This window comes from Streptomyces sp. VRA16 Mangrove soil, from assembly GCF_017377775.1.
In the GTDB taxonomy this organism is placed as follows: Bacteria; Actinomycetota; Actinomycetes; order Streptomycetales; family Streptomycetaceae; genus Streptomyces.
This window is the reverse complement of record NZ_JAFVLN010000026.1, coordinates 21449-43369: the sequence shown is the minus strand read 5'-3', so window position 1 is coordinate 43369 and position 21921 is coordinate 21449. Positions and strand designations below refer to the sequence as shown.

Genomic DNA, 21921 nt, shown 5'->3' with positions numbered 1-21921 from the left:
CCGGGGTGGTCATCGCCCGATCAGTCCTTGTACGCCTTGGTCGCTTCGGCCTCCAGCGTCTTCTGGGTGCCGTCGATGTTCTTCGGGTTCATCAGGAAGTCCTGGAGCGCCTTCCACTCGCCCTTGCCGGGCGTGCCGCCGAACGCCTGCGGCGTCTGGTCGGACATGTCGAAGCGGAAGCTGTCGCCGGAGTCGACGAGCGCCTTGGCGATCGTGCGCTGCACGGCGTTCGGGTACGCGCTCAGGTCCACGTTCTTGTTCGGCGAGAGGTAACCGCCCAGCTTGGCCTGGATGGTGGCCGCGTCGGGGGAGGCCAGGAACTTCACCAGGGCCTGCGCCGCGGGGGAGTCCTTGAAGATCACCGCGGCGTCACCACCACTGACCACCGGGGGCTGGTCGCCGACCGCCGGGAACGGGAAGACCTTCGCGTCGGTGCCGACCTTCGCCTTCGTCTGCTGGATGTTGACCTGCACGAAGTCGCCCTCGTAGACCATGGCGCCCTTGGGCTGGTCGCCACCGGTGAAGGTCTGCTCGACGGACTTGGTGAACTCGGTCTGCACGGCGCCCTTGTTGCCGCCCGCCAGGTAGTCGCTCTTGCCCCACAGCTGGGCCAGCGTCGTCAGGGCCTGCTTGACCGACGGGTCCGTCCACTTGATCTTGTGCTGGGCGAGCTGGTCGTACTTCTCCGGGCCGGCCTGCGAGAGGTAGATGTTCTCGAACCAGTCGGTCAGCGGCCAGCCGTCGGCCCCGCCGACGGAGACGGGCGTGACACCGGAGTCGTAGATGGCCTGGCAGGTGGCCAGGAACTCCTTCCAGGTCTTCGGCTGCTTCGCCGCCGCGTTCTGGAAGACCGCGTTGTTGTACCAGATCAGCGACTTGTTGGCCGCCTTGTAGTACGCCCCGTAGCTCTTGCCGTCGACCTTCCCGAGGTCCTGCCAGCCCTGGCTGTAGTTCTTGGCGAGCTCGTCCTGGACGCTCTGGTCCAGCGGCTTGGCCCACTTCTTGTCGACGGCCTGCTTGATGGCGCCGGGCTGCGGCAGCATCGCCACGTCCGGCGGGGCGCCGCCGGCCACCTTCGACCCGATGAAGTTGATGATCGGGTCCTGCGCCGGTACGAACGTGACCTTCGCGCCCGTCCGCTTCTCGAACTCCGCCAGCACCTGCTTGAAGTTCTTCTGCTCGTCACCGGTCCACACGGCGGCGATCGACAGCGTCTTGCCGTCGAGCTTCGGCAACTGCAGGGAGGAACCGGGGGACTTGGAAGTGGCGTTCCCGCTCGGCTTGTCACTCTTGTTGTCGCTGCCCCCGCAGGAGGTGAGCGCGAGCGCCAACGACCCGGCGGCCATGGCGACGACGGCACTGCGGAAGGTCCTGCTGGGTTTGCGAAACGTGCTGCGCATCACTGCCCCGTTCTCGTCCTGATGGCCTGAACGTCCGTACTGAGCGCTGTGCTGTCCGTGTCGTGTCGGTGTCGTGTCTGTGTCCCGTCGGCGTCCTGTCCATACGCTGTCCGTCCGCTCTGGTCTACGCCCGACCAGGGAGAACCGGCAAGGGTGCCCGTCGTGTCAAGACGGTGATCGTGACGGGGTCGTGATGCGCCCCACCCACCCCGACAGCCTTGGGCAATCTGCCGCCCTGGGCGGCAGGGTGGGCAAGGCGGCGCCCCGGCGCGGGGTGAGCGCTCCAGGCGGTGTTCAGCTCGGTCCAGGGCGCTTTGCTGCCGGGGGCAGCGCCGTCTCGGCTGGTCGCGCAGTTCCCCGCGCCCCTGCGGCGTGCGGCTGCGCCGCAGCCCCGTCGCGCCCCCAGCGGGCCGGCTAAAGCAGCGACGGAACCTCTCGTGCCGACACGGAGCGAGCAGCCCGCTCCAGCGCGCTGGCCAGCAGGGCCAGATCCGTCGGCCCGTTCCCCAGCTCCCGTACGGGCCGCCGGTCCGGCGGATCCCCCATCCGGGCCCAGTCGAGCACGACCACCGTGGGCCGCAGCGTCGCCGTACGCGGAATCCGCCCGGTGACCCGCCCGGCCTGCACCCCGGTCTCCCGCCCGTCGGCCCCGATCAACCGCCCCCGCCCCGGCGCCGGATCCTCGGGCCCGCCCCCGCGCACGGCATCGAGCACGACCCGGGGCCGCCCCGTCCACGCCACGGCCCCGCCGGAGGCGAACGCCGCCACGAGATGCACCCCGAGCCGCTCCCCGTCCCGCGCCACGGCCTCAAGCGCCCGCACGACGGACCCCGCGGCGGGCCGCCCCGGCGACCCGAGCGGCGGCGCCAGCAGCGCGTCCAGATCGTCCACGACCACCACGAGCCGCGGCAACGGCGGCGCCGCCTCCGCCTTCTCCCGCGCCCCACCGGGCCGCAACCGCATCGTGGAACTCGGCGGCGCCTCCAGATCTCCGGAAGCCACGGCCGAACCCGGCGCGCTGCGCTGGGCGACGAGCCGCCCCGACACCGTCCGCTGCGTGTGCCACTCCGTGAAGTGCGTACGCCCTATCAACTCGGCCCGCCGCTTCAGCTCGGTGCTGAGCGACTGCGCGAACTCCCGCATCCGCACCGGATCGTTGGCCGCCAGATGCGTCGTGACGTGCGGCAGATCGGTGCACACCCGCAACCCGTCACCCCGCTCACCACTCGCGCCCCCGGTCCCGGAACCGATCCCGCCCTGCCCGTCGATGAGCACGAGGCTGAGCCGGTCGGGCCGCTCGGCGGCGGCCAGCGAAGCGGCCACGGACCGCAGCAGCTCCGTACGCCCGCTGCCCGCGGGCCCCTCGATCAGCAGATGCGGCCCGTCCGCGGCGAGATCGACCCCGACGGGCCCGCGCGGCCCCGCCCCGAGCACCGCCCACACCCGGCCGCCCAGCGACTCCGGATCGTCCGCGGCAGCCGCCCAACGCGCCATCAGGGAAGCGGGCGTGGCCCGCGCGAGACCCAACTCGTCGAGCAGCCGGGCCGCGTGGGGCAGCGGAGTGGAGATCCGTGCCGGAGCCCCGCCCGACCCCTCGGTGCGCAGTGGGGCGAGCGCCCGCGCGAACCGCTCCGCCCAGGCGAGCGACACCGCGTCCACGGTGGCGACGGTGCCGTGCCCGACGGGCTGCCCGTGCGCGGCCCGGTGCAGCCGCAGCGACGTCGCCACGTCCCCGCTGAGCAGCGCCACGGCGCCGCACGCGCGGAAGGCCGGGTTCTGCGCGCACGCCGCCTCGTAGGTCCGGTCGACCGGGGACGCCGGGGTCGTCGCCGGAGTCTCGGCCAGGCACACCAGGTGCACCCCGGCCGCGGCCCCTTCGGAGGCGAGCCGCGTGGTGGCCTCCCGCAGCGCGGCCGAGCCCGGATCGCCGTCGACGAGGACCACCGTGGCGACGCCGGGCTCCGGGTGCAGCCCCGCCGCGTGGTCGTCGAGGCGGCGCAGCAGCTCTCCGGTGCGGGCGGCCGCCTGCTCCCTGTCGTACGCGAGCAGCAGCCGGCAGTCCTGCCCGTGGGCCGGGCGGACATGGGGCAGCCAGCCGAGCCACGACCACTCGGCGACCCGCTGCGGCTCGGGCCGCGCCCGGTCGGTGCTGATCAGGACGAGCTCCAGATGGTCCGGCGCGTGCAGCGCCGCCAGCTGGGCCACGACCGCGCGCGCCAGACCGGCCAGCCGGGACCGCGGCCCCGCGAGCCCCAGCGCCCCGGCCTCCGCGAGCCCCACGGTCACCGGGACCGCGGGCAGCAGCCCGGCCCCGCCGGGCCCCGGCCGGTCCACGGTGCCGAGCCGTACGGCCAGCGACTCCGGATTCCCGGGACCGCGCTCCCACAGCCGCGGCCCGGGGCCGAGCGCGGTCAGCAGCAGCGTCGCGGCATCGGGCCAGGACTCGGTGGTGGCGTGCGCCCCCGCGACGGGCTCGGGGGCGGCTCCTTCGCCCTGCTGCGGGGTGCGCAGCGCGTACGGCTCGTGGATCGCGTGCTCGGTGTCGTCGTCGTAGCCGTAGTTGTAGTTGTAGTCGGACCGCCCGTGCCCGTACCGCTCGTGCTGCTCCTCGCGTCCGCCGCGCCGCAGCAGCCGGCCGAGACCGCCGCGCTTGCGCGGGGCGCGCGGCAGCTCGGTGCCGCGCGGCGGTGTGCCCATGCGCGTGCGCTCCGCCTCGGGCGCCCCGCCCTGCTCGGGCACGACGGGCTGCGCGGCCCCGGGCGCGGCGTCGCCCGCGGCGCCCCAGGACGCGTCCCCGTACGCGTGCCGGGTCTCGTCGAAGACGGGTGCGGGGGCCGCGGCCCCCGCCTCGGGCGCGTCCGCCGCGGGGAGCGCCACCCGCACCTGGCCCTCGCCGTCGGGCGCCGTCGTCAGCGGAGCCGGGCCCGGGGCGCCGGCCGCCGTGACACGCAGTGCCGACTCGCCCAGGCGCAGCAGCGCACCGGGGGAGAGCCGCACGGGGCGCTCGTCCAGGGGGCGGCCGTCCACCGTCGTCCCGTTCGTGGAGCCCAGGTCCGCGACCGTCACCCGGCCGTCCGGGGCGAGGGTGACCGCACAGTGCAGCCGGGACACGTCCGGGTCGTCCAGGGGCACGTCCGCGTCCGCGGAGCGGCCGATGCGGATCTGTCCGCCGTGCAGCAGGTGGACACCGCCCGCGTCGGGCCCCGCCACCACATGGAGCTGCGCCGCCGCCGGGTCGGGATCGGGGCCCGGGTCCACGGGGCCGCCGAGCGAGAGCACCGCGCCGTCGGTCAGCGGGGGCTCGCCCAGCAGGCAGCGCTGGGCGTCGAGCCGCTCCTGGCCCGCGTACAGCACCGTCGACGAAGCGTCACCGCCCGCGACGGCCGTCGCCAGGGCGGAGGCGACCGCGGCGAGCGCGGTGCCCGCGGGCGCGGTGACCAAGAGGTCGCAGACATGGGAGGCCGCAGCCTCGACGGGGGCTACGACGGTAAGGCGGATCTGCATCGCCGTCAGCGGTCCCTTCTGCGCGGGCGCCCGGGTCAGGGCCGCCCGCGGTCCCCCACCGCAGATTCCCCCACCGCCACGGGCACGTCAGCCAGTGCTGAGAGGCATCCTCGCACCTGCCACTGACAATATGCCCGCCCCCCACCCGTAAGTGATCTTGATTGGTCGGCTCTGCCCGTAAAAGTGCCTGCAAAGTGCCTGCTCCGTGGTGGCTGGATGCCCGGTTGAGATCGGTCACGTCGCCGACCGGCAACCAACCTTTCGGGCTGTGCGTCTCTCCGTAGAACCCGGTGGACCCGAGAATCAGCCGGACCCGGCCGGAACCGGCCGGAACCCGGCAGACCCAGGACGGTCAAAGAAGATCGACAGCCTGTGCCCCGTACGGCGCCACTACAGTGGATCGGAACGCCCGGGACCGGGCAGACCACGCAGGAACACAGCAGGGAGCGCATGACGTGCGGCCGGTAGGCAGCAAGTACCTGCTCGAGGAGCCGCTCGGACGCGGCGCCACGGGCACCGTCTGGCGAGCCCGCCAGCGTGAGACGGCGGGCGCCGAGGCGGCCGTCGCCGGACAGCCCGGCGAGACGGTCGCGATCAAGGTCCTCAAGGAGGAGCTCGCGAACGACGCGGACGTGGTGATGCGCTTCCTCAGGGAGCGTTCCGTCCTGCTCAGGCTCACCCACCCCAACATCGTGCGCACCCGTGACCTGGTCGTCGAGGGCGAGCTGCTCGCCCTCGTCATGGACCTGATCGACGGTCCCGACCTGCACCGCTATCTGCGCGAGAACGGCCCGTTCTCGCCGGTCGCGGCCGCACTGCTGACCGCGCAGATCGCCGACGCGCTCGCCGCGAGCCACGCCGACGGCGTGGTGCACCGCGACCTGAAGCCGGCGAACGTGCTGCTCAAGCAGGACGAGAGCGGGATGCACCCGATGCTCACCGACTTCGGCATCGCGCGCCTCGCCGACTCCCCGGGCCTGACCCGCACCCACGAGTTCGTGGGCACGCCCGCGTACGTCGCCCCCGAGTCCGCCGAGGGCCGCCCGCAGACCAGCGCCGTCGACATCTACGGCGCGGGCATCCTGCTGTACGAGCTGGTCACCGGGCGTCCGCCGTTCTCCGGCGGCAGCGCCCTCGAAGTCCTGCACCAGCACCTGAGCGCGGAGCCGCGCCGCCCGTCCACCGTCCCGGACCCGCTGTGGACGGTCATCGAGCGCTGTCTGCGCAAGAACCCGGACGACCGGCCCGGCGCGGAGAACCTCGCGCGCGGCCTTCGCACGGTCGCCGAGGGCATCGGCGTGCACGCGAACAGCGCGCAGATCGCCGCCGCGGAGGGCGTCGGCGCCCTGCTGATGCCGGACCCGGCGCCCGCGCAGGTACCGGGCGTCCCTGGCGCCGCCGACCCGACACAGGTCCTGCCGAACAACGCGGGCCAGTACGACCCGAACGCCGCGACCAGCGTCATGCAGCAGCAGCCGGGCGGCCAGGGCCAGCAGTACTCCGACGCGGACCCCACCTCCGTGCTGCCGAACAACCGCGGCGCCGCCGACCCGACCGCCGTCATGCCGCCGGTCCCGCAGGACCCGCCGCAGCAACAGCAGATGCCGGACGCCTGGGGCAACCAGCTGCGTGCGGCCCGCGACCGCAACGAGCAGACGCAGATCCAGTACCTCGACCCGAACGAGGACCCGCTGCGCCGCCGTCCGCAGCGGCAGGTGGCGCGCCCGCAGCAGCAGCCGCGCCAGCAGCAGTACGCACCCCGCCAGCAGCGCCCCGCGCCGCGTCAGACCCCGCAGCCCCAGCAGCCGCAGCAGCCGCAGCAGTACGCGCCGCCGCAGCCGCCGCCCCAGCAGGCGCGGCCCCCGCGCGAGCCGCGTCAGCGGAGCGCCAACCCGATGAAGATCCCCGGTCTCGGCTGCCTCAAGGGCTGCCTGTTCATGATCGTGATCCTCTTCGTGGTGAGCTGGCTGGTGTGGGAGTTCACCCCGCTCCAGGACTGGATCGGCACGGGCAAGGGCTACTGGGCCCAGCTCTCCGACTGGTTCTCCACGGTGACCGACTGGATCGGGGACCTCGGCGGCAATTCGGGCAACTGACCGGCAACCGGCCCGCAACTGAACAGCGACGTTGGAGATTTGTCGACATCCGGCGGGTGATTTCCCCCTCTGATGCGTTGGTTGGCGTCCGAGCCGCGTAGCTTGGGCGCCAACACGCGTCTGTAGGAGCAGTCTTGGCACGGAAAATCGGCAGCCGGTACACCGCACACCAGATCCTGGGTCGCGGCAGTGCGGGCACCGTGTGGCTGGGCGAGGGACCCGACGGTCCCGTCGCCATCAAACTGCTGCGCGAGGACCTCGCCTCCGACCAGGAGCTGGTCGGCCGCTTCGTCCAGGAGCGCACCGCCCTGCTGAGCCTCGACCACGCGCGCGTGGTCGGCGTCCACGACATGGTGGTCGACGGGAACGACCTCGCGCTGGTCATGGACCTGATCCGCGGCACCGATCTGCGCACCCGTCTGGAGCGCGAGCGCCGGCTGGCCCCCGAGGCCGCCGTCGCCATCGCCGCCGACGTCGCCGACGCGCTGGCCGCCGCGCACGCCGCGGGCATCGTGCACCGCGACGTGAAGCCCGAGAACATCCTCCTGGACATGCAGGGCCCGCTCGGCCCCGGCGGATCGCACCCGGCGCTGCTGACGGACTTCGGCGTCGCGAAGCTCATCGACACCCCGCGCCGCACCAAGGCCACGAAGATCATCGGCACCCCTGACTACCTCGCCCCCGAGATCGTCGAGGGCCTGCCGCCGCGCGCCGCCGTCGACATCTACGCCCTGGCGACGGTCCTGTACGAGCTTCTGGCGGGCTTCACGCCGTTCGGCGGCGGCCACCCGGGCGCGATCCTGCGCCGGCACGTCACCGAGACCGTCGTCCCCCTGCCCGGCATCCCCGACGAGCTGTGGCAACTGCTCATCCAGTGCCTGGCCAAGGCGCCCGCCTCCCGGCTGCGCGCCTCGGAGATGGCGGCCCGGCTGCGCGAGCTCCAGCCGCTCCTCGCGGGCATGGCCCCGCTCGACGTGGACGAGCCCGACGCGGAACCGGAGCCGGACGAGCCGGAGGCCGCCGAGGCCGAGCCCCAGCAGCAGCCCGAGCGCCCGCGGCGCGGCGCCGTCCCCCTGGTCCCCGGCACGGCCTCCGCCGACTCCAACCGCGACACCCATACGTCGATGAGGGTCCCGGCGCCCGACGAGCTGGCCGGCGGCGCCCGCGGCACCGCCCGCGCCCCGCGCGCCTCCGGCGCCCCCCGCCCCGGCTCGGCCCGCAACCGCCACGCGACGCGTCGCCGCCGGATCACGCTCGGGGTGGCCGGGGTCGTCCTCGCCGCGGCGGTGGGCGGCGGCATCTGGGCCGTCTCCTCCGGAGGGGACCAGGACCCGCCCTCGGACGGCAACCACTCGGCTCCCGCGGAGCCGTAAGGGGAGGGCTGCGCGAAGCGCATGCCCTCAGGGGCGCGGGGAACCGCGCGAGAAGCCCCACCGGGGCGGCGCACGACCACGCCGCCCCCCTGAATCGGGCCCCCGGCCGGTCAGGCCCCCCGCACCGGCGGAGACCACTTGTCCCAGCCGTTAGGCTGGTGTCGTGGCAGTCGTCGATGTTTCCGAAGAGCTGAAGTCCCTCTCCTCGACCATGGAGTCGATCGAGGCCGTCCTGGACCTCGACAAGCTGAGGGCAGATATCGCCGTGCTCGAGGAGCAGGCGGCCGCGCCGTCCCTGTGGGACGACCCGGATGAGGCGCAGAAGATCACCAGCAAGCTGAGCCACCTCCAGGCGGAGGTGCGCAAGGCCGAGGCGCTGCGCGGCCGGATCGACGACCTCTCGGTCCTGTTCGAGATGGCCGAGGAGGAGGACGACCCGGAGACCCGTGCCGAGGCCGAGTCCGAGCTCACGTCCGTCAAGAAGGCGCTGGACGAGATGGAAGTCCGTACGCTGCTGAGCGGCGAGTACGACTCCCGCGAGGCGATCGTGAACATCCGAGCGGAGGCCGGCGGCGTCGACGCCGCGGACTTCGCCGAGCAGCTCCAGCGGATGTACCTGCGCTGGGCCGAGCGCCACGGCTACAAGACCGAGGTCTACGAGACGTCGTACGCGGAAGAGGCCGGCATCAAGTCGACGTCCTTCTCCGTGCAGGTCCCGTACGCCTACGGAACGCTCTCCGTCGAGCAGGGCACGCACCGCCTGGTGCGCATCTCCCCGTTCGACAACCAGGGCCGCCGCCAGACGTCCTTCGCGGGCGTCGAGGTGCTCCCGGTCGTCGAGACGACCGACCACATCGACATCGACGAGTCCGATCTGCGCGTCGACGTCTACCGCTCCTCGGGCCCCGGCGGCCAGGGCGTGAACACGACGGACTCCGCGGTCCGCCTGACCCACATCCCGACCGGCATCGTGGTCTCCTGCCAGAACGAGCGCTCACAGATCCAGAACAAGGCCACGGCCATGAACGTGCTGCAGGCCAAGCTCCTGGAGCGCCAGCGCCAGGAGGAGCGGGCCAAGATGGACGCCCTCAAGGACAGCGGCAGCTCCTGGGGCAACCAGATGCGGTCCTACGTCCTGCACCCGTACCAGATGGTCAAGGACCTGCGCACCGAGTTCGAGGTCGGCAACCCGCAGGCCGTGCTCGACGGCGAGATCGACGGCTTCCTTGAGGCCGGCATTCGCTGGCGCAAGCAGCAGGAGAAGTAACTCCGCGGCACTCCGCGCCCGCGCCGCGCTTTATCGACAAGGCAACTGCCGCTCCCGGAGCGGCAGTTGCCTTTCTTTGTGCGGGAAACGTGAAGGGCTTTCTGCCTTTTGCATCACAGTCACATGTCCTTAGGCCGGTCAATCGCCCCAATCCAGACATCGCGCCCGCAACGACCTTGACGTTGATCTGAAAACTGGGAAGGCTGGCGCGCGGCATGCGTATCAGTGGGACGCGTGTGAACGGGGGACGGGTCGAGTGAGACCCCTGCTGCCTCCGATTGAACGCCGTCCCTGGCGCTGCTCCATTGACGATTGGCTACTGGGGGTAGCAGACAGATGACCAAGAAGACGCGGATCCGTGTCGCGCGGATAGCCGCCGGCGCGGTGATCGCCGCCGGTGCCTCGCTGACTGCGGCCGGGGCTGCTTCCGCCCTGGACGTGAACGTGCCGGGCATCGCGTCGGTGAGTGCCGACGAGAACGGTGTGGGCGTCAGCCTCGGTGGTGACACCGAGGGGAGCACAGAGGGTTCCACCGAGGGCACCGCCGGTGGCGGCACCGTCGAGGGCACCGTCGAAGGCGCGGTCACCGGTGGAACGACCGGCGGTGGCGAGGAGACCACGGGTGGCACCACGACCACTGGTGGCAACGAGACCACGGGTGGCACCACGACCACTGGTGGCAACGAGACCACGGGTGGCACCACGACCACTGGTGGCAACGAGACCACGGGTGGCACCACGAGCACCGGTGGCAACGAGACCACGGGTGGCACCACGAGCACCGGTGGCAACGAATCGTCCGGCGGTAACGGCAACTCGGGTGGCAATGGCAACTCGGGCGGCAACGGCAACTCGGGCGGTAACGGCAACTCGGGCGGCTCGTCCTCGTCCGGTGGCTCGTCCGCCACGGGTGGCTCTTCCACCGGCGGTGACAACACCAACCCTGACGGCAACAACAACCCTGTCGAGCAGGGGCAGGGCAAGGACAGCCTCCAGGACACCGGCTCCGACGCCGCCGATGCTGCGACGGGCACCTCGGGCAACGGTGGCGAGCTCGCCGAGACCGGCGCCTCTGGCACCACGGTCCTTCTGATCGGCGCCGCGACGATGATCGCGGGTGGCATCGGCTTCCGCCTGCTGCCGCGCCTCTCGAACAACCGCGGCACGGCTGCGTAACGCGTCGCATCACGCGTGAAGGGCCCGGAGCCATCGGCTCCGGGCCCTTCACGTGCGTCTGTCGTCGTCCGCGCTACGCGGTCTGGTGCGCCAGCAGGGCCACCGCCGCCACGAGCACCACCACCATCGCGATCAACGCCATCGGGTTCAGCTGCGACAGCGGATTCTGCTCCTTGATCCGCTCGCGGTTGGCCCGGCACACCGGGCAGCGGCCCTCGCTCACGGGCGCCGCGCAGTTCGCGCACACCAAGCGGTCATAGGTCATGCGCTTGTCCTCCTCCCGCGCGGCGGAGCCGGCCCACCGGGCACCCACTGGTTCTCTCCGCTCAACGCTCCGGGAAACGCAACCGTTCCCCCCTCCACTGTGCCAGCTTCGCGGAAATTCGGCGCGCTCCCCTCACAGGACCGTCGCTGACCAGGCACGGGACGGACAAAAGCGGCATCGCAACAGGCCCCGCACTGGGACAAAACGCTCAACCAGGGGCGGCGCCTGATATCCGCGAGCCCATTCGCGTATGGTCACGCACACCTGTCCCCGACGCCCCCCACGCTCCGAGGCGCACCAGTGATCCGATTCGACAACGTCTCCAAGGTCTATCCCAAGCAGACCCGACCCGCTCTCAGGGATGTCTCCCTGGAGGTCGAGCGCGGCGAGTTCGTCTTCCTGGTCGGCTCGTCCGGCTCCGGAAAGTCGACGTTCCTGCGACTCATCCTGCGTGAGGAGCGGTGCAGCCACGGCCAGGTGCACGTCCTCGGCAAGGACCTGGGCCGGGTCTCCAACTGGAAGGTCCCGCAGATCCGCCGCCAGCTCGGCACGGTCTTCCAGGACTTCCGCCTGCTGCCCAACAAGACGGTCGGCGAGAACGTGGCCTTCGCGCAGGAGGTCATCGGCAAGTCCCGCGGCGAGATCCGCAAGTCCGTGCCCCAGGTGCTCGACCTCGTCGGCCTCGGTGGCAAGGAGGACCGGATGCCCGGCGAGCTGTCCGGTGGTGAGCAGCAGCGCGTCGCCATCGCGCGTGCCTTCGTCAACCGGCCCAAGCTGCTGATCGCGGACGAGCCCACGGGCAACCTCGACCCGCAGACGTCGGTCGGCATCATGAAGCTGCTCGACCGGATCAACCGCACCGGCACCACCGTGGTGATGGCCACCCACGACCAGAACATCGTGGACCAGATGCGCAAGCGCGTCATCGAGCTGGAGAAGGGCCGCCTCGTCCGCGACCAGGCGCGCGGCGTCTACGGCTACCAGCACTGAGAAGTACCGAGAGGTACGAGAAGTACCGCGTGAAGCTGCGAAAGGCTCAATAAGCACTATGCGTGCCCAATTCGTTCTGTCGGAGATCGGCGTCGGCCTGCGGCGCAATCTCACGATGACCTTCGCCGTCATCATCTCGGTGGCCCTCTCGCTCGCCCTGTTCGGCGGCTCGCTGCTCATGAGCGATCAGGTCAACCAGATGAAGGGCTACTGGTACGACAAGGTCAACGTCTCGATCTTCCTGTGCAACAAGGGTGACTCGGAGTCGGACCCGAACTGTGCCAAGGGCCCGGTCACGGCCGAGCAGAAGAAGCAGATCCTCGACGACCTGAACAAGATGGACGTCGTCGACAAGGTGGCGTACGAGTCCCAGGACGAGGCGTACAAGCACTACAAGGAGCAGTTCGGCGACTCCCCGCTGGCCAGCTCCCTCACGCCGGACCAGCTCCAGGAGTCGTACCGGATCAAGCTCAAGAATCCGGAGAAGTACGACGTCATCGCGACCGCCTTCAACGGCAGGCCCGGCGTGCAGTCCGTGCAGGACCAGAAGGGCGTGCTCGACAACCTCTTCCGGCTGCTCGGCTACCTCAACTACGCGGCGGGCGCGGTCATGGCGGTGATGCTCGTCGTGGCGCTGCTGCTGATCGTCAACACCGTACGTGTCTCCGCCTTCAGCCGCCGCCGCGAGACCGGCATCATGCGGCTCGTGGGCGCGTCCGGCTTCTACATCCAGGCGCCGTTCATCATGGAGGCCGCGGTCGCCGGACTCATCGGCGGCGGTATCGCGTGCGTCTTCCTGGCGGCCGGCCAGTACTTCGTGATCGACAACGGGGTCGCGCTCTCCGACAAGCTCCAGCTCATCAACTTCATCGGCTGGGACGCCGTGTTGACGAAGCTGCCGCTCATCCTCGCCGTGAGTGTGCTGATGCCCGCGCTGGCCGCGTTCGTCGCGCTGCGCAAGTACCTCAAGGTGTGACGAGAGTCCCCCGCACCGCAGGGCGCCGTACGGTTCAACGAGCCGTACGGCGCCCTGCGTTGTCCTAGACTCACCGACATGTCAGGCCCGGTTCACCTCCCTCCGAGGACCTCCAGGCCCCGTCGCTTCGGCCGCGGGGCGGCGCTGACATTGGTCTTCGCGGGTGTCCTCGCGGCGGGGGCCGCGACCGGCACGCTGCCCGGGGAGGACCGGAAATCCCCTGAGCCGCAGGACAGTTCGGTGACCGCCGCGCAGGAGCGGGCCGACGGGAAGAGGGCCGGCGGCAAGGCGCTCGACGACCCGGCCGAGGCCGCCTACGAGGCGATGGCCGACGGCAAGTCGCCCGAGGAGTCCGCCGAGGCCGCCCAGGAGGCCGTCAGCCGCAGCGGCGACCGCTGGGGCGCCGTCTACTCCCGGGGCCAGTACCACGCGTTCGAGCAGGCCCTCGACGGCGAGTACACCGGCGTCGGCCTGCGGGCCCGGCGCACCGCCGACGGCCACGTCCAGGTCACCCAGGTGCGCTCCGGGTCGCCTGCGGCGCTCGCCGGGATCCGCGCGGGCGACCGCATCGCGGCCGTCGACGGCGAGCCGGTCACCGGCCGGCCGGTGACCGAGGTGCTGACGCTCCTGCGGGGCGAGCGCGCCGGCACCTCCGTCCACGTAGGACTGCAGCGCGGCACACGCGCGTGGAGCGAGACCCTGCGCCGGGCCAACCTGCCCACCGACTCCGTCTCCGTCAGCCACCTGGCGAGCGGGGCGACGCTGATCACGGTCTCCGCGTTCACCAAGGGGTCGGGCGAGAAGGTCCGCGCGGCGGTGCGCGCGACACCCGCGCGCGCGGGCGTCGTCCTCGACCTGCGGGGCAATTCGGGCGGCCTGATCGACGAGGCGGTCACGGCGGCCTCCGCGTTCCTCGACGGCGGGCTCGTCGCCACGTACGACGTACGCGGCAGCCAGCGTGCCCTGCACGCCAGGAGCGGCGGCGACACCACGAGACCGTTGGTCGTGCTCGTCGACAGCGGGACGATGAGCGCGGCCGAACTGCTCACCGGAGCCCTTCAGGACCGCGGCCGCGCGGTCGTCGTGGGCACCAGAACCTTCGGCAAGGGCTCGGTGCAGATGCCGAGCACCCTGCCCGACGGCTCCGTCGCGGAGCTGACGGTCGGGCACTACCGCACCCCCTCGGGACGCACCGTCGACAACCGGGGCATCACCCCGGACCTGGAGGCGGACGAGAACGCCCTGCGGCGGGCGGAGACAGTATTGACTGGCCTCGGGTCCCCCTCGTAGTGCGAAAATGGCCAGCACTATGGCCAAGGGAATGTACGTACCGAAGGAGTCCCAGCCCAAGCAGGGCAAGGGGGCGTCGTCCGACAAGAAGGACGGCAAGCGCAAGATGGTCGCGCAGAACAAGAAGGCGCGGCACGACTACTTGATCATGGACACCTACGAGGCCGGCATCGTGCTGACCGGCACCGAGGTGAAGTCGCTGCGCCAGGGGCGCGCGTCCCTGGTCGACGGGTTCGTCCAGATCGACGGGCACGAGGCGTGGCTGCACAACGCCCACATCCCGGAGTACAGCCAGGGCACCTGGACCAACCACTCCGTGCGCCGCAAGCGCAAGCTGCTCCTGCACCGCGAGGAGATCGACAAGCTGGAGTCGAAGTCGGGGGAGACGGGGCACACGATCGTGCCCCTCGCCATCTACTTCAAGGACGGCCGGGCCAAGGCCGAGATCGCGCTCGCCAAGGGCAAGAAGGAGTACGACAAGCGGCAGACGCTGCGCGAGCAGCAGGACCGGCGGGACTCGGACCGGGCGATCGCGTCGGCCAAACGGCGCCAGCGGGCGCGCGAGCGCTGACCTGCGCCGCGAGGCGCGGGGAATTGGCTGGCACCGTCGTGCGTTGGTCACGTACGATGGCACTGCTCCTCACAGCGGGAGCACGGGTCGAAAGACCCACCTTGAAAAATCAACATGGGGATGATCGGTTTCGACAGCGGCTGTCGAAGCAGGGGAAGCGTGTCGAGGAAGCGGCAATGATCTCGTTAACCATATGTCGCAACCAATAATCGCCAACACCAAGCGCGATTCCTTCGCCCTCGCTGCCTAAGTAGCGACTTGCGAAGTGTCAGCCCGGGGCTGTTCCCGACCCGGATCCTGGCATCAGCTAGGGGACTAAACCTTGATCCCGGTCACGGGGTGAAGAGGGAAATCAAACAGTGACTGAGCCCGTTCCGGACTTGTCTGGGTGATCCGGAGGGCTGAGAAACTCGTACCAGACTGCACACGGAGAAGCCCTGTTCCTTCACCGTTGGACGCGGGTTCGATTCCCGCCATCTCCACTCATCCCATGGGACTGAGCCCGGTGATCGTCACTGACGATCCCGGGCTTTCGTCTTTCCCGGAGTCTTCCCGGGCACGCCCTCTTGTGGGCTTGGTCTGTACCTGTCACGCTTCCGGCGCCGCCCCCACCTTCCCCGTAGCTACGGAGGACCGGATGCGTCTGAGACTTCTCGGCGTACTGACCCTGCTCGCCGCCCTCTTCGTCCCGCTCACCGGCTCACCCGCCTCGGCCGCCACCACCGCGCCACAGATCTACGGCGCCTGGCACTGCGGTGACGACGCCTGTATCTGGGGGACCGTGCGCACCGTCAGCGAGTTCGACTCCAAGAACCACTGGCTGATCGACCGCGGTGACGGGAGGCCGTCCGTCAACCTCGTCGTGCTCAGCTTCCTGGAGCCGCAGAAACTGCTGCACGGGACCGACGACGTCACCACCGCGGGCGGCGTACCCAAGGGCATCACCCCGGAGATCGTCCAGTACTTCACGTCCCACGGGATCCGCGTGATGCTCTCCATCGGCGGGATCACGTACACCGACGCCTGGGACGCGGCGCTCGCCGAGAACGCCCGGCAACTCGGGCTCAACGCCGCCGCCGTCGCCTCGCGGCTCGGGGTCGGCATCGAGATCGACTACGAGCAGAACACCGACCCCGACCTCGCCGGGCTGCAGACCTTCATCGACGCCTACCGGTCCGTTCACCCCTACGACGCCTCGGGCGCCGACCCGGCCGCGCGCCTCACCCTCGACACCGCCGCCGGTGACCGCTGGCTGATCGGCGTCAACCGCAAGGCCACCGCCGACTGGCTGCGCACGGACACGCCGGTCCTCGACTACGCCAACGCCATGGTCCCGGCCCGCCAGCCCTCCACCAGTTCCGCGACCGCCAACTGGCAGGAGCACGTGGACGGCAAGCCCACCTACTCCCCGCCGGTCCCGCCGCTCGCGCCTGCCAAGTTCACCGGGGCCGTCTACATCAGCGACCAGAGCAAGACGCTGCCCGAGTGCACCGACTTCGCGAACTCCCTGCAGAAGTCCACGGGCCCGTTCACCCAGAGCGTCGCACCGAACGGGGCGGGCACCAGCGCCGGGATGCTCGGCTACATGTTCTGGGCCGCCGAGAAGCCCTCGACCCGCGGTTCGGGCACCGTCCCGCCCAACACCTGCGAGGGCGGCGTCGGCGCCGGAGCGACCGCGTACGGGATTCCGCTTCCGATGCCGGCGCTGCGGCAGGGCTGAACGCGGCGAAGCCCCGCGGCACCGGTCCGCGGGGCTTCGTGGGTGGCGTCGGCGCTACTTGCCGAAGTTGCCGTTGGCGAGCAGGTCGCCGTCCTCGCTGTTGACCGAGGCGAGACCCACCGAGGTCGGGTCGAGCGTGGCGTCGGCCCAGTCGACGGCGGCCGTGACGATGAGCTGCGCCGTGCCGGTGGACGCGGAGTTCATCAGGTCGCCGTCGAGGTCCGTGGTGATGTCGACGGAGCCGATGCCGCTGCCCTGCGCCTTCACGTGTGTCACGTGGGTCATCGCGCTCTTCACGTTCGACGGCAGGTCGGCCTGCTTGACCCAGGCCTTGAACCGGGCCGTGTCGCTCTGCGCGGAACCGCCCGACTTCTTGCCGAAGTTGGCGCTGGCCAGCAGTTGGCCGCCCTTGCTGTTGACGGTGATGAGACCGGTGCTGTCGGAGCCGATCTCATCGTCCGCCCAGTCCGTGGCCGCTGTGCTGATGAGCTCCGCAGCGCCGGTGGACGCGCTGTCGGTCAGATCGCCCTTCAGGTTCGTCGTCACCACGACGGTGCCGAAGGTGCCGCCGGACGCCTTGACGTGGGTGACATGACCGGTGGCCGACTTCATCTTGGCCGGCAGGTCGGCCTTCTTGACCCAGGCCCTGAACGCCGCGGTGTCACTGGCCGGCTTCTTCTCGGAGTCGGCCACGCCCTTGGTCCTGGTCTTGGTCTCGGCCGCGGACTTCGCGGTGGTGTCGTCGTCCCCGCCGCCGGCGCTCGCCGCGATACCGACGATGACGAGCACCGCGACCACGCCACCGAGGATCTTCAGCCCCCGGCGCTTCTTCTTCGGCGGCTGGGGCTGGGGGACCTGGGGCTGCTGGGGCCAGCCGGCCCACGGCTGCTGCTGAGGGGGAGTGCTCACGAGAGGCCTTTCGAGGCGGAACCGGGGATGCGACGTCGTCATGCTCGGCAGGAGCCTCACGGGCAGTACATGAAGCAACGATCTAAAGGAAAGGTAAACGGCTGAAAGGGCGCAAACAAAAAGGATCTAGGTGAAAGTGGGCAACGCCACTGAACGGTGCCCGAATGTGCTGCCCCGGGCCGTACCGCTCGCCCCGGCTCCCGGCTCCACCGGGCCGTCGCTGTAGCCGGATTCCCGCACCAGGGGTGCACGCACTCCTCCGGCGCCACCGTCGTCGAGACGTACAGCGTCACCGGCATGGGGCACGGCCGGCCCGTCGGCCCCGGGACCGGCCCCATCCGGTGCGCGACCGCGGGCTCCTGCATCCGCGACGTGAACCTCTGCGCCGCATCCGTCCTCGGCCACTCGTGGGGTCTTGGCTGAGCCCCCGCTGTCAGGGATGCTCCTGAGGCATGAGCAGACCTGACGGACCTGTGAGACGACACGTCAACTTCCGTGCAAGGGCGCGACGGTGGGCTCTGCCCGCCGTCGTCGCCGTCGCGGCAGCCACCCTGACCTGGGGCGCGCCCGCCGGGGCCGACTCCAGCACCAGCGGACTGCCCGAGGCGATCGACACGATCCTCGGCGACCCGCGGATGGAGGGCGGCGCCGCGAGCGTCGTCGTCGCCGACGCGACCACCGGCGAGACGCTGTACCAGCACAACCCGACCGGACGGCTCAGCCCCGCGTCCAACACCAAGCTCGCCACCTCGGCCGCCGCCATGGAACTCCTCGGCCCCGACCACCGGTTCACCACCGACGTGCTCGCCGACGGGCGGGTGCGTGGCGGCGAACTCGACGGGGACCTGTATCTGCGCGGCACCGGCGACCCGACCACCCTCGCCTCCGACTACGACAAGCTCGCCGCGGACCTCGCCGCCGCGGGCGTGCAGCGGGTCGACGGGCGGCTGATCGCCGACGACACCCGCTTCGACCACCAGCGCATCGGCGACACCTGGGGCGGCGACGACGAATCCTCGTACTACGCCGCCCAGATCTCCGCGCTGACCGTGGCCCCGGACACCGACTACGACTCCGGGACCGTGATCGTCGAGGTCGCCCCGGGCGCGAAGGCAGGGGACAAGCCCGTCGTCAGCGTCACGCCGAAGAACACGTACGTGCACTTCGACGTGGCGGCGAAGACCGTCGCGGCGGGCGGCGACGACACCGTCGCCGTCGAACGGCAGCACGGCACCAACACCATCACCGTCAGCGGGACCGTGCCGGTGGGCGGCGACACCACCAAGGAGTGGGTCACCGTGTGGGAGCCGACCGGCTATGCGGCCGCGATCTTCCGGGACGCGCTCGCCGCGCACGGGGTGAAGGTGAGCGGCGCGACGAAGCTCGGGCGGGCCACTCCGGCCGGCGCGAAGACCCTCGCCACGCACGACTCCATGGCGCTGAAGGACCTGCTCATCCCCTTCATGAAGCTGTCCAACAACATGCACGCCGAGTCCCTGACCAAGGCCATGGGGTACAAGGCGACAGGAAGGCCCGGGAGTTGGGGCGACGGCACCGCCGCCATCGCCGGGTATCTGAAGGGTGCCGGCGTCGACGCGAGCAAGATCCGCCAGGTCGACGGGTCCGGCCTGTCCCGCAAGGACAACTTCGCCGCCCGGCAGATCGCCGACCTGCTGCTGAAGGTGCGCGGCGAGCCCTGGTACGCCGACTGGTACAAGTCGCTGCCGGTCGCGTGCGACCCGGCCCGGTTCGTGGGCGGCACCCTGCGCTCGCGGATGTGCAACACGCCCGCCGCGCTCAACGCCCGTGGCAAAACAGGGTCGTTGACCGGCGCCTCGGCCCTGTCCGGGTACGTGAAGGACGCCGACGGGCGCGAACTCGTCTACAGCATCGTCCAGAACAACTACCTCGTGGACTCCGTGAAGCCCCTGGAGGACGCCATCGTCGTGACGCTCGCCAAGTCCACGTCGAAGGAGGCCACGGCCGTGCTGCCCAGGTCCACGCGCGCCGTCCCCGCGGCCGAGCGCCGCGGGGACCTGGAGTGCTCGTGGCGCAAGCCCGCCACCTGCTAGCAGGTCACTTCCTGGTGCCGCGTACGTAGCCGCAGAGCGCCAGGACCAGCGCGGTCGCCGCCGCCGTGACCGGGACCGCGTACGCCGCGGTGGGGCCCCAGTGCTCCACCGCGGCGCCACCGCCGGCCGAGCCGGCCGCGATGCCGCCGAGGATCGCCGTCACCGCGAGCGTCATGCCCTCGTTCAACTGCCCCTCGGGCGTCCGCTCCTGAACCAGCGTCATGCCCGTCACCATCGTCGGCGCCGTCGCCATCCCGGCGATCAGCAGCGCGCCGCCGAGCAGATACAGCGAACCTGTGATGGCCGCCGCCAGCAGGGGCAGCGTCATCAGCGCGGCCATCGCCGCGACGCACAGCGGATGCCTGCGGGCCGCGGGCCCCGACGGCTTCACCGCGCCGAACACCAGACCCGCCGCGCACGACCCCGCCGCCTGCAGCGCGAGCACACCGCCCGCCCACGCCTTGTGGCCCTGCGCGTCGGCGAAGGCCACGGTGACGACTTCGAGCGAGCCGAAGATCGCGCCCGTCGCGAGGAAGACGGCGAGCAGCGGCGGCACCCCGGCGACCCGCAGCGGAGTACGGGTCGCGGCGGTGCGCGGCCGGGCGGGCGGTTCCGTGGCGCGCTGCGCGGCGAACACCAGCATCCCCGTCACCATCAGGGCCGCCCCGACCAGCGCGCCCGCCTCGGGGAACAGCGCGCTGCACAGGAACGCCGCCACCACCGGGCCGAGCATGAAGCACAGCTCGTCCACCGCCTGCTCGAAGGAGTTCGCGGTGTGCAGCGCCCTGGGGTCCCCGTCGAGCAGATGCGCCCAGCGGGCCCGTGACATGCCACCGGTGTTCGGCTGCGCGGCCGTCGGCAGATACGCCGCGAACAGCACCCAGTCGGGAACGTCCAGGCGTACGCAGATCAGCAGGGCGAGCGCGCCGCTCGCCGCGACCAGCGTCGCGGGCACGGCGATCCGGGCCTGCCCGTGCCGGTCCACCATCCGGGCCAGCCACGGCCCGACGAACACGCTCGCGACCAGGCCCGTCGCGGTCAGCGCCCCGGCCAGGGCGTACGAGCCGCGGACCCCGGAGACCAGCATCACCGCGCTGATGCTGAACATCCCCTGCGGGAAGCGGGCGATGAGGTTGCCGAGGGTGAAGGCGCGGGCGCCGGGGATCGCGAAGAGCCGGGAGTACGTCGTGACAGTGGCCATGCCAAAAGCGTCGCCGCAGGTCAGGCGCGGGGTCCAACACCTACTCGGTACCCATTCACGCACCTGCGTTGTAAATTCTCCGGGTGTCCCCGAAGAACGTCGAGCCCCGTCTCCTGCGCGCCTTCCTCGCCGTCGCCGACGAGCTCCACTTCACCCGCGCCGCCGCCCGCCTCTACGTCGCCCAGCAGGCGCTCAGCCGTGACATCCGGCGCCTGGAGCGGGAGCTGGGCGTCGAGCTGTTCGGGCGCACGACGCGCCAGGTGACGCTCACCGCCGACGGGGCCCGGCTGCTGCCCCACGCGCGGCGGGCGATCGAGGCGCAGGACGAGCTGCTCGCCGCGTTCGCCCGGCCCGCCGCCGAGGACCGCCCGCTGCTCGTCGACGTCAACAGCCCCGGCCTGGTCACCGAGCAGGTCCTGGCGCGGGCCCGTGAACTCGCCCCGGGCTGCGAGCTGATGGCCCGCTACGAGAGCGGCCTGACCGGGGCCGCCGCCGAACTGCTCGCCGGGCGCCTCGACCTGTCCTTCGGCCGGTTCGCCGGGCTCGACCCCGCGGTGCGCGCGCGTCTCGCCCAGCAGCCCCTGCGCTACGAGCCGATGGCCGTCGTGCTGCCCGACGACCATCCACTGGCCGCGCTCGACGCCGTACCGCTCGACCGGCTCGCGGGGGAGACCGTCTACGCGGGCGCGGGCAACCCCCGTACGCCGGAGTGGACCGACCTGGCGCGGCAGTTGTTCGCCGGGCGCGGCATCGACATCGCGCCACCCGCGCCCCTCGCCATCGGTAAGGAGGAATTCCGGCGGATCATGACCAAATACCGGAATCCGGTCCTCACCGGAGTGGACTTTCCGGCCATGCCCGGCGCGGTGCTGCGCCCCCTCGTCGATCCGGTTCCGCTGTCGCCTCTGTCACTGGTGTGGCGAAAGGGGCGCAAACACCCTGGAATTGCGGCAGTTCGGGCCGCGGCGGCAGAGCTCGCGGAGCAGAACGGATGGCTCCGCAGGCCAGAGAACGGGTGGATACCGGCCACAGATGCACTCATCATGATGACCCGTGACTGATGTGCGGACACGGCTGTCACTGGCGTGCGCTACATTCATCGTGCGGGCGC

The 21921-nt window shown here is 71.2% G+C and carries 16 protein-coding genes and 1 other RNA gene; 12 read left to right on the top strand and 5 right to left on the bottom strand.

Translation table 11 applies throughout. The annotated features are described in order from the left end of the window. Positions 1-20: 20 nt before the first annotated feature. Positions 21-1400: an ABC transporter substrate-binding protein gene (locus J3486_RS40905; protein WP_207829174.1), complete on the bottom strand. Its 1380-nt coding sequence runs from the start codon at positions 1398-1400 to the stop codon at positions 21-23. 414 nt (positions 1401-1814) lie between these two features. After that, entirely contained in the window at positions 1815-4904 is a 3090-nt protein-coding gene (locus J3486_RS40900) for an FHA domain-containing protein (RefSeq protein WP_207829172.1), read from the bottom strand. A 455-nt stretch (positions 4905-5359) separates the two neighbouring features. Between J3486_RS40900 and J3486_RS40895 the strand changes: the two genes are divergently transcribed. The 4 genes from J3486_RS40895 to J3486_RS40880 all read left to right on the top strand — a co-directional run bounded on the left by J3486_RS40895 (position 5360) and on the right by J3486_RS40880 (position 10816). Beyond that, the gene (locus J3486_RS40895) at positions 5360-7000 is read left to right on the top strand and encodes a serine/threonine-protein kinase (protein WP_207829170.1); all 1641 of its coding nucleotides are present in this window, start codon (positions 5360-5362) and stop codon (positions 6998-7000) included. Positions 7001-7134: 134 nt separating this feature from the next. After that, the gene (locus J3486_RS40890; RefSeq protein ID WP_207829168.1) at positions 7135-8373 is read left to right on the top strand and encodes a serine/threonine-protein kinase; all 1239 of its coding nucleotides are present in this window, start codon (positions 7135-7137) and stop codon (positions 8371-8373) included. A gap of 163 nt (positions 8374-8536) precedes the next feature. Next, on the top strand, positions 8537-9640 hold the full coding sequence (gene prfB / locus J3486_RS40885) for a peptide chain release factor 2 (RefSeq protein ID WP_207829166.1): 1104 nt from the start codon (positions 8537-8539) through the stop codon (positions 9638-9640). 336 nt (positions 9641-9976) lie between these two features. Beyond that, positions 9977-10816, top strand: a complete 840-nt coding sequence (locus tag J3486_RS40880) for a hypothetical protein (RefSeq protein WP_207829165.1) — start codon at positions 9977-9979, stop codon at positions 10814-10816. 73 nt (positions 10817-10889) lie between these two features. Here J3486_RS40880 and J3486_RS40875 read toward each other — a convergent pair whose 3' ends face one another. Beyond that, positions 10890-11081, bottom strand: a complete 192-nt coding sequence (locus J3486_RS40875) for a hypothetical protein (RefSeq protein ID WP_207829164.1) — start codon at positions 11079-11081, stop codon at positions 10890-10892. A 300-nt stretch (positions 11082-11381) separates the two neighbouring features. On the opposite strand from J3486_RS40875, the gene ftsE reads away from it, so the two are divergent. From ftsE to J3486_RS40845, 6 genes are all read left to right on the top strand, one after another. Further along, on the top strand, positions 11382-12071 hold the full coding sequence (gene ftsE / locus J3486_RS40870) for a cell division ATP-binding protein FtsE (protein WP_207829163.1): 690 nt from the start codon (positions 11382-11384) through the stop codon (positions 12069-12071). Positions 12072-12129: 58 nt separating this feature from the next. Continuing rightward, positions 12130-13047 (top strand): permease-like cell division protein FtsX, encoded by a 918-nt coding sequence (ftsX, locus tag J3486_RS40865; protein WP_207829162.1) that lies wholly within the window; start codon positions 12130-12132, stop codon positions 13045-13047. Positions 13048-13125: 78 nt separating this feature from the next. Further along, positions 13126-14337 carry a S41 family peptidase gene (locus J3486_RS40860; RefSeq protein WP_207829161.1) on the top strand — a complete coding sequence of 404 codons (1212 nt, stop codon included), beginning with the start codon at positions 13126-13128 and terminating at the stop codon, positions 14335-14337. A gap of 19 nt (positions 14338-14356) precedes the next feature. Further along, complete coding sequence (smpB, locus tag J3486_RS40855; RefSeq protein ID WP_229379408.1) at positions 14357-14908, top strand: SsrA-binding protein SmpB; 552 nt, start codon at positions 14357-14359, stop codon at positions 14906-14908. A 116-nt stretch (positions 14909-15024) separates the two neighbouring features. Then, positions 15025-15393: a transfer-messenger RNA gene (ssrA, locus tag J3486_RS40850) on the top strand. A 152-nt stretch (positions 15394-15545) separates the two neighbouring features. After that, positions 15546-16628: a hypothetical protein gene (locus J3486_RS40845; RefSeq protein WP_207829160.1), complete on the top strand. Its 1083-nt coding sequence runs from the start codon at positions 15546-15548 to the stop codon at positions 16626-16628. Positions 16629-16682: 54 nt separating this feature from the next. On the opposite strand, the gene J3486_RS40840 is transcribed toward J3486_RS40845, so the two are convergent. Then, on the bottom strand, positions 16683-17537 hold the full coding sequence (locus tag J3486_RS40840; RefSeq protein ID WP_207829159.1) for a hypothetical protein: 855 nt from the start codon (positions 17535-17537) through the stop codon (positions 16683-16685). Positions 17538-17989: 452 nt separating this feature from the next. Here J3486_RS40840 and dacB point away from each other — a divergent pair, with 452 nt between their 5' ends. Further along, a complete protein-coding gene (gene dacB / locus J3486_RS40835; protein WP_229379407.1) occupies positions 17990-19609 on the top strand; it encodes a D-alanyl-D-alanine carboxypeptidase/D-alanyl-D-alanine-endopeptidase in 1620 nt (539 codons plus the stop codon). Positions 19610-19613: 4 nt separating this feature from the next. Here dacB and J3486_RS40830 read toward each other — a convergent pair whose 3' ends face one another. Then, on the bottom strand, positions 19614-20810 hold the full coding sequence (locus tag J3486_RS40830; protein WP_207829157.1) for an MFS transporter: 1197 nt from the start codon (positions 20808-20810) through the stop codon (positions 19614-19616). 83 nt (positions 20811-20893) lie between these two features. Here J3486_RS40830 and J3486_RS40825 point away from each other — a divergent pair, with 83 nt between their 5' ends. Further along, positions 20894-21871, top strand: a complete 978-nt coding sequence (locus J3486_RS40825) for a LysR family transcriptional regulator (protein WP_207829155.1) — start codon at positions 20894-20896, stop codon at positions 21869-21871. The last annotated feature ends 50 nt before the right edge of the window (positions 21872-21921 follow it).